This is a genomic window from Bradyrhizobium sp. YR681, assembly GCF_000282615.1.
GTDB lineage: Bacteria > Pseudomonadota > Alphaproteobacteria > Rhizobiales > Xanthobacteraceae > Bradyrhizobium.
Map to the genome: position 1 here is coordinate 1 of NZ_AKIY01000245.1, position 8,093 is coordinate 8,093.

Here is an 8,093-nt window from a genome sequence, read left to right on the forward strand (position 1 = left end):
CCGGCAGCCGCCGCATCCTCCTGGTCGATTCCAATGCGACCGTCGGCGCCACGATCGGCGCGCATGCGCGTCCCGTCATCGAGACGGCGCTGACCTCGCTCGAGGTCGAGACGCGGCTCGGCGTGCGTGTCGTGTCGGTCGAGGCCGCCGGCATTCACCTGAGCTCCGGCGAGTTCATCGCCGCCCAGACGGTGATCTGGTGCGCGGGCATGCGCGCTAGCCGGCTGGCCGCGAGCTTCTCCGGCGCGCGCGACCGTCTCGGGCGTCTTCTGGTCGATCCGTTCATGCGCGTTGCCGATCTGTCCGGCGTTTTCGCGGCCGGCGACGTCGCCTCCAGTGTGGTCGACGGATTGCATCCGACCGTGATGTCCTGCCAGTTCGCCCGCCCCATGGGCCGCTTCGCGGGCCACAATGCGGTGGCCGATCTTGCCGGCCTGCCGATGCTGCAGCTGCGCGTCGACTGGTACGTGACCGTGCTCGATCTCGGCGGCTGGGGCGCGCTCTACACGGAGGGATGGGATCGCGAGGTGCGCAGCACAGGCGCAGCCGCCAAGGCGACCAAGGAGACCATCAACCGCAAGCGCATCTATCCGCCGATGAGCTGCAGCAAGGACGAGCTGTTCGCCGCGGCAGCGCCGACGGTGCAGGCACCGCCGCCGACCTATGGGGTGCCGCGGCGTTGAACCGGCCGTGCATCCATCGGCCAATCGTCTCCCGCCCCGGCCGGTTGTGACCCAAAGCGGGACACGTCCGATGAGTGGCGAGGCCGAAAGTCTGTTCTCGTTCACCACATTTAAACCTTAAGATTTTACGAAGGAGGCTCGTCACAGGCCGCAGGACACATGCGAACACCCTTCGAACAGCAGCCATCCGTGGACTTCGGGCCATGAAGGTTTGGCAGACCAGCTGCGTCGTGGGTGTCGTCGCATCCGTGGGACTCTATCTGGCCGCCGGAAACAGATCGGCTGCGACGGCGCCGGATGTCATGCGGGAAGCGGCAGCGAACTTTGCAGCATCTGCGGACGTGGCGGCTCCAGCCAACATTGTGACCCCTGCGAACATGGTGACGCCCGCGCTATACGCGGAGGCAGCCGCCAGGCTCGCGGCAGCGCTTCGGGCAGAACGAGCAGAGCTTGACGCAGTGACGTCAGCAAGCTCCGCGCCGTTGAGCACCGGAGCCGACATCGCCGATCATCCCGCCGGGCCGAAATTGGCGTCGTTGGGAGACGACATCGTCCAGTCGCTGCCGCCAGCGCGCGATGAGTCCGATGGTGCTCCGAAAGCGGCGTCGACGCCGGATTTCCGTTATCTGACCTATTACATCTGGTCTGAAGTGCCGCCCGCCGAGAAACCGGCGGAGATCGTCTTGCGTGCGTTGAAGGATATTCCGGTCGGAACGCCGGCCGAAGAGATCAAACGCGCTTCCGACGCGTTTGGTCTCGATTTCAATTTCATGATGGCGGTTGCCAAGATCGAATCCGGTTTCAATCCCAATCAACGTACCGGGTCGTATATCGGTCTGTTTCAGCTGAGCCAATATGAGTTCGGGAAGTTCGGCTTCGGGCAGATTCGTAGTCCGCGGGACAACGCCGTAGCGGCCGCCTACAAGATCATTACCGAAGGCGTCCAGTTCGGGTGGATCACGCACCGGACGCCGGACATGAGCGATCTTTACCTGATCCATCAGCAGGGCTGGGAAGGTGCCGCCGAGCACATCAGCCGGCCTGCTCGCACCGCCTGGAAATCGATGTGCGCCACCAGCGAAGGCAAGGAGAAGGGCGAGAGGTGGTGCAAACGCGCGATCTGGGGCAATGCACTTCCGGCGTTCAAGCGCACCTGGAAATCGGTGGACAACGTGACGTCAGAGGCGTTCGTCGGCATGTGGCGCGGCCGGGTCGCCGAGTTCTACACGAAATATGTGGCAACCGCCGCTGCGGCGGCAAGCCAATAATTCCGTTGTCGCCAGGGCCCTGCCACGCGCGCATTGCCAGCCGAGCTTGAGCAGGGGCTCAATCAACGGACTGCGCGCCAAGTCGACCTCGAACTTCCGCCCAGGCTGCTCGCTCGTGCCGACGCAGCTATCGAATAGCGAATGGCATCAGTTATTCTGCGTGAGTCCGTTCATGAGTCTGTTCGGGAGTCCGTTCTTGGCCCATCGCCGAAGCAGTGTCGCACCTCGCTGGGGTCCGCTTATTGAGGCATGGCGGACTAGATTTGCTCAGGTTGAGTTCTTCGCATTTTGACCCGAAGCGGACTCTCGCGTCGGCTACTGGTCAGCTTCAACATAGCGGATGATGCTCTGGTTCTGGACGTTTGCGACCAGTTCATCCGCGCGGGACAACAGACGACGGAGCAAGGGCGACGGATTGGCCCGATTGTATCCCAGCGCCAGATCGACCGTTGGCGTGCCGCCCTCGAGCGCTCTGGCGACGACGTTCGGTGCCAGCATGTTCTGCGCATAGAGCGGGACGAGGCTGATTCCGCCCGTGGAGGCCACGAGCGACATGGCCGATGATATGTTTTCGCCTTCGTACTTCGCCTTCAGAGTAATGCCGACCTGGGATGCGTAATTCTGTATGACCTCCTGCAAGACGGGCGACGTTCTTGCCGAGCTGACATAGATCTCGCGGGCGAGATCCTGCGGACGAATCTTCTTCCGTGATGCCAGACGATGTTCGGCCGGCAGCACGGCAATCAAGGGCTCCTTCGCCAGCATCTTGAAGACGACGCCGTCGTTGCCTTTCTCCGGACGAAGGAACGCTATGTCCAGCTTTCCCCGCATCAATGCGAGCGCGAGCTCCGGTGAAGACTGCGTGCTGAGCGTGACTTCGACATCGGGGGCTTCCTCGCGGAGGATGCGCAGCAACTGGGGAAGCCACATCACCTCCAGCCCGACGAGAAAGCCCATCGAGAGTACGGGCCTTTGCGGTTGCGCGGTCTGCCGGGCCCCTTCCGTTGCGGCCTCCACCTGCAGCAGCGCCAGCCGCGCATGATCGAGAAACACGCGTCCGGCGGCGGTCAGCGCCACGCCGCGCGCCTGGCGCTCCAGTAACTGGACGCCGATCTCGGTTTCCAGATCGCGGATCTGCCGGCTCAGCGATGGCTGAGAGGTGTTCAGTCGCCGCTGCGCGGCCGTGAGCAGGCTGCCTTCTTCAGCGACGGCAACGAAATAGCGCAGGTGCCGGAGCTCCATGACCCCTCGTATATCTTCCAGGCATAGCTCGGAGCCTACAAGGTCTTGGTCATCGGCCAAAGGGGGATTTACCGTTTCGCAGTCTCCAACCAAGAAAAGGACAACGACAATGTCGACGCCGAAACCTCGTATCGTCTTCAGCAAAGTGATCCCAGCACTCCAGGCCGATAGGCGCGGCGTGATCGCAATTCAGTACGGCCTCGACAATTCTGCAGCGCGATCGAGGGTGGCATCCCTCATTTAGCGGGAAACGCGCGCGAATGCGCAGGAGCGACGAATAGCGCAGCGCCGGATCCGGCGATAACGCGTCGGCGATCGGGGGTGCCACGGCAAGGGCTCGCCGGCGAGGCCGCGGAACATCGTGTCTTTTGGAAAGCCAGGGGGCGCGATGTCTGGCCTGATCAGCTTGGGCCGGCTTGCTTTTTCTAGACCCCCGTCCGCAAACTTTTCAACAAATATCCAACAGCACAGATGGAGCGACTCGATGTCCACGATCACGACCACAGACGGCGTAAACATCTTCTACAAGGATTGGGGATCAGGTCAGCCGATCGTGTTCAGCCACGGCTGGCCGCTGTCAGCGGACGACTGGGACGCCCAGATGATGTTCTTCCTTCATCACGGGTATCGTGTGATCGCCCACGACCGGCGCGGCCACGGCCGGTCCGACCAGCCCAGCACCGGCAACGACATGGACCACTGGGTTGACGACCTCGCGGCCCTGACTGAACACCTCAACCTGCGCGACGCGATCCACATCGGGCACTCGACAGGTGGCGGTGAGGTGGCTCGCTATGTCGCTCGCCACCAGAAGCGCGTCGCGAAGGCGGTTCTGGTCGCTTCACTGACGCCGAACATGTACCGGAGCGAGAACAACGCGTCCGGTCAACCGCCGGAGTGGTTCGAAGCGATCCGGGCAGGCGTGCTGGGCAACCGGTCGGAATTTTACCGCTTCGTGCCTGAGAATCCGTTCTACGGGTACAACCTCGATGGGGCCAAGCCTTCGGAGGCCGTCATCGCCAACTGGTGGCGCCAAGGTATGGCCGGTGGTGCTCTCGCTCACCACGCGACTGTCGACTCCTGGCTCGAAGATTATACCGAGGATCTCAAGAAGATCACCGTGCCGGTGCTGGTGATGCATGGCGAGGCTGATCAAGTCGTCCCGTTCGCAAGTTCCGTGCCGCGTGCGGTCAACCTGCTTAAGAACGGGTCGCTGAAAACTTATCCAGGCTACCCTCATGGCATGCTCACCACACATGCGGATGTCCTCAACCCCGACCTGCTCTCGTTCATCAGGTCTTGACGACATCTCTCCTCCGTCACCGCCTACGGCATTTGGGTTGTCGATTGAGGAGGGTTCGGGTTTCGTCGTTGTAACGAAGGAGCGATCAAGAAGCTCGAACCCTCCTCGAACATTCGCCCGAGCGCGCAGTCGATCAACCCCGGCGTTTCCGACGTTCTGTTGGAAATTTGACATGAAGGCGGCTGACCGGGACCTGTTCGGCTGCTTGGCCCAGCCACAAGCCCTGGCGTTGCCCGACGGGCAAAACACCCAAGCCATCGGTCAACCCGCGACGGCAAAAATATTCCACTTTACCGAAATTCGGAAACGGCGTATGTGTCGCCGCAACCCGGCCCAAGGAAGAGGGGCGTATCGCGATCGTCACGAACGCGGGCCGGGCGGCGGTGGACGCGGGTCACATCGGCGCGAAAAGCTTCGCAGGGCGGGCAACCGTGAGCGAAAGCGTCGCGCACACGACCGGTGTGATCTGCGTACGGCAAAATCGTGTGGTCCTGGCGCCCGGGGTCTGTGCGCCAAGTCTTGTGGTGACGTCGCGGCCCAACCGGGTCCGCAGCGTCAGTCATCCGCAAGGCGACGGGGGCAATAGTGCAACGCTCCCCGGGGAGAGCACGACATAAGCCGTCAACCCACTGCGCAGGGAAGGCCGGATGTTCAGGCTACACCTGTATGCCGCTGTGCAGATTCTTGTTGCCACCTTTCGCACAGTGGACCGTGGGTGCCCGGCCGGCACCCGGTCTTCCCTGCGCCCTCTTTCAATTGGGGGGTGAGGCGACCAAGCAAAGCTCGGGCAGAATGCGCCGCGAGACTGCGAAGGTGCGTCTGCGATGAACATGCAAAATCGAGAAGCGACATGCATGCCCCAAACACCGTCATTGCGAGCGCAGCGAAGCAATCCAGAGTTTCTCCGCAGAGGCGGTCTGGATTGCTTCGCTGCGCTCGCAATGGACGACCTGGAGAGAGTTGCGCCCAAAGTCGCGCTCTCGTGCCCCCGGACGCAGCGCAGCGTCTCTTCGACGGTGCGCTGCAGAGCCGGGGCCCATGCATCAGTGCGTGTGTGGGTCCCGGCTCTGCGCAGCAGCGTTACACGCGGCAGCGCGTCCGGGATACGAGAGTGGCGATTGTCGTCCATCAGATGAATTCGACGGAGAGTTCGCAACCAAAACACACCCCCAGACATGAGAAAGCGCCCGTGGGGGGCGGGCGCTTTCTGTAGTCGACTTGGGGTTGGGGTCGTCTACATATCCACGTGGCGACTTTGGGGGGCTGGTAAAGAGCCGCGTGAATTCCTGAAACTCATGTCTCCTTATCGAACGAGGTTCACGTTCGAGCTGGTGATAACGACCGGCTTGCCGGCCTTGATGACGCGGGCCGTCTGGGTCAGACCTTCGTCCGAACCGGTGCGTGCCGTGATGCCGAAACCTGCCACCGCGATCCCTGCGACGAGGGCGACGGCCACGATCTTCAGGTGGGTCGAGCGATCTGCGCTGTAAATCGAGTGGTTCATGGAAGGCTCCTGCCGCCATCTACCCGAAGTAGTCGCTACCCTGTTCGGGCAGGTTCATGCTTCCGGTGCCCAACAACCTAGTATTGGGGGGATTCGTTCCCAAGAGGCGATCACAAGAGCGTGACAGGACGTGAAAGATCGCGATCAAGCGCGACCCTAGATCGTGCAATTTTATAATTATTTCAAAGCTGTAATGTGCTTTCAGGGCGCCTTGCCGGCATTTGGTCGACAAGGCGCCAGGAACTCAAAAACCATTTGCCTGTGGCTGAAAAACACACGGCTTCTTAAGGCAAATCAGATGCTTCCGACCGTTTTCAACCTCGCCCTGGGGTGGATTTCAGCCTGCGACAGCACGGTCGTCTGGGCCCGGAACCGTTCGACCAGAGAGCGCACGAAGGGACGAATTGCCGCAGAGGTCACCAGCACCGGCGCCTCGCCTTCGCGCGCCGCGCGCTCGAATGCCTCGCGCACGCCGGTCATGAACTCCGACAGTTTCGAGGGCTGCATGGCGAGGCTGCGCTCCTCGCCCTGGCCGATGATGGATTCGGCAAAGGCCTGCTCCCAGCGGGCCGACAGCGCGATCAGCGGCAGATAGCCGTTGTAGGAGGTGTTCTGGGCGCAGATCTGCCGGGCGAGGCGGGCGCGGACGTGCTCGACCATGGTGGCGGGATTGCGCGAGAAGGCGAGCGAATCCGCGATGCCTTCGAGGATGGTCGAGAGGTCGCGGATCGAGATGCGCTCGGCGAGCAGCAGTTGCAGCACGCGCTGGATGCCCGAGACCGTGACCTGGCCGGGGACGATGTCCTTGACCAGCTCGCTCTGCTCCTTCGGCAGCTCCTTGAGCAGCTTCTGCACCTCGCCATAGGAGAGCAGATCCGACATGTTGGCCTTGAGCAGCTCGGTGAGGTGGGTCGAGAGCACGGTCGCGGCGTCGACGACGGTGTAGCCCTTGAGCGAGGCCTCCTCCTTGAGGCTGGCGTCGACCCAGGTCGCGGGCAGGCCGAAGGTCGGCTCGGTGGTGTGGATGCCGGGCACCTGCACCTGGCTGCCGCCGGGGTCCATGACCATGAACTGGTTCGGCCAGATCTTGCCGGTGCCGGCGTCGACCTCCTTGATCTTGATGATGTAGGTGTTGGCCTCGAGCTGGACGTTGTCGAGGATGCGCACGGCCGGCATGACGAAGCCCATCTCGATCGCGAGCGAACGGCGCAGCGCCTTGATCTGCTCGGTGAGGCGGTCGGTGCCGTCGGGGCCGTTGACGAGCGGCAGCAGCGCGTAGCCGAGCTCGATCTTGAGGTCGTCGATCTTGAGCGCGGCCGAGATCGGCTCTTCGGCCGCGGCGGCGCCCGGCGCGCCGGGCGTACCCGCCGCAGGTGCGGCGTTGGCCATTGCCTCGGCCTTGGCGGTCACCCGGTTGCGATTGCGGGCGTTCCAGGCGAGCGCGCCGGCGCCGGCGCCGAGCGCCAGGAAGGGGAGGGTCGGGATGCCCGGCAGGGCTGCCAGCACCAGCATGACCGCCGAGGACATCGCCAGCGCCTGCGGATAGCCGGAGAATTGCTTCATCAGCGCCTTGTCGGCGGCGCCGGAGACGCCGGCCTTGGAGACCAGCAGGCCGGCCGCGGTCGAGACGATCAGCGCCGGCACCTGGGTGACGAGGCCGTCGCCGACGGTCAGCAGCGTGTAGCTGCGCCCGGCGTCGGCGAAGGACATGCCCTGCTGCGCCACGCCGATGATCATGCCGCCGACGACGTTGATGAAGACGATCAGGAGGCCGGCGATGGCGTCGCCGCGGACGAACTTCGAGGCACCGTCCATGGCGCCGAAGAAGCCGCTCTCGTCCTCAAGCTCCTTGCGCCGGTGCTTGGCGACCTTCTCGTCGATCAGGCCGGCGCCGAGATCGGCGTCGATCGCCATCTGCTTGCCGGGCATGGCGTCGAGGTGGAAGCGGGCGGCGACTTCGGCGATACGGCCCGAACCCTTGGTGATGACGATGAAATTGACGATGATCAGGATGGCGAAGACGATGATGCCGATGACGAAATTGCCGCCCATCACGAAGCTGCCGAAGGCCTCGATGACGTGACCGGCGGGCG

6 protein-coding genes are annotated in these 8,093 nt (G+C 63.3%); 3 read left to right on the forward strand and 3 right to left on the reverse strand.

Going from position 1 to position 8,093, the window contains the following annotated elements; translation table 11 throughout:
• Window positions 1–683: FAD-dependent oxidoreductase (locus PMI42_RS26235; RefSeq protein ID WP_008139696.1), on the forward strand; the 683-nt coding region annotated here is incomplete at its 5' end.
• Between the two features lie 203 nt (window positions 684–886).
• Window positions 887–1,951 carry a lysozyme family protein gene (locus PMI42_RS26240; protein ID WP_008139698.1) on the forward strand — a complete coding sequence of 355 codons (1,065 nt, stop codon included), beginning with the start codon at window positions 887–889 and terminating at the stop codon, window positions 1,949–1,951.
• 315 nt (window positions 1,952–2,266) lie between these two features.
• Here PMI42_RS26240 and PMI42_RS26245 read toward each other — a convergent pair whose 3' ends face one another.
• On the reverse strand, window positions 2,267–3,193 hold the full coding sequence (locus PMI42_RS26245; protein WP_008139700.1) for a LysR substrate-binding domain-containing protein: 927 nt from the start codon (window positions 3,191–3,193) through the stop codon (window positions 2,267–2,269).
• Window positions 3,194–3,677: 484 nt separating this feature from the next.
• On the opposite strand from PMI42_RS26245, the gene PMI42_RS26250 reads away from it, so the two are divergent.
• Window positions 3,678–4,496 (forward strand): alpha/beta fold hydrolase, encoded by an 819-nt coding sequence (locus tag PMI42_RS26250; RefSeq protein ID WP_008139703.1) that lies wholly within the window; start codon window positions 3,678–3,680, stop codon window positions 4,494–4,496.
• A 1,303-nt stretch (window positions 4,497–5,799) separates the two neighbouring features.
• Here PMI42_RS26250 and PMI42_RS26255 read toward each other — a convergent pair.
• Window positions 5,800–6,000: a hypothetical protein gene (locus PMI42_RS26255; RefSeq protein WP_008139709.1), complete on the reverse strand. Its 201-nt coding sequence runs from the start codon at window positions 5,998–6,000 to the stop codon at window positions 5,800–5,802.
• 294 nt (window positions 6,001–6,294) lie between these two features.
• The coding region (locus PMI42_RS26260; protein ID WP_008139712.1) for a flagellar biosynthesis protein FlhA at window positions 6,295–8,093 on the reverse strand (1,799 nt) is incomplete at its 5' end.

Bases quoted from the DNA above. Each gene is read 5' to 3' on its own strand.
- PMI42_RS26240 (WP_008139698.1), top strand. From the start codon at position 887: ATGAAGGTTTGGCAGACCAGCTGCGTCGTGGGTGTCGTCGCATCCGTG.
- PMI42_RS26245 (WP_008139700.1), bottom strand. From the start codon at position 3,193: ATGGAGCTCCGGCACCTGCGCTATTTCGTTGCCGTCGCTGAAGAAGGC.
- PMI42_RS26250 (WP_008139703.1), top strand. From the start codon at position 3,678: ATGTCCACGATCACGACCACAGACGGCGTAAACATCTTCTACAAGGAT.
- PMI42_RS26255 (WP_008139709.1), bottom strand. From the start codon at position 6,000: ATGAACCACTCGATTTACAGCGCAGATCGCTCGACCCACCTGAAGATC.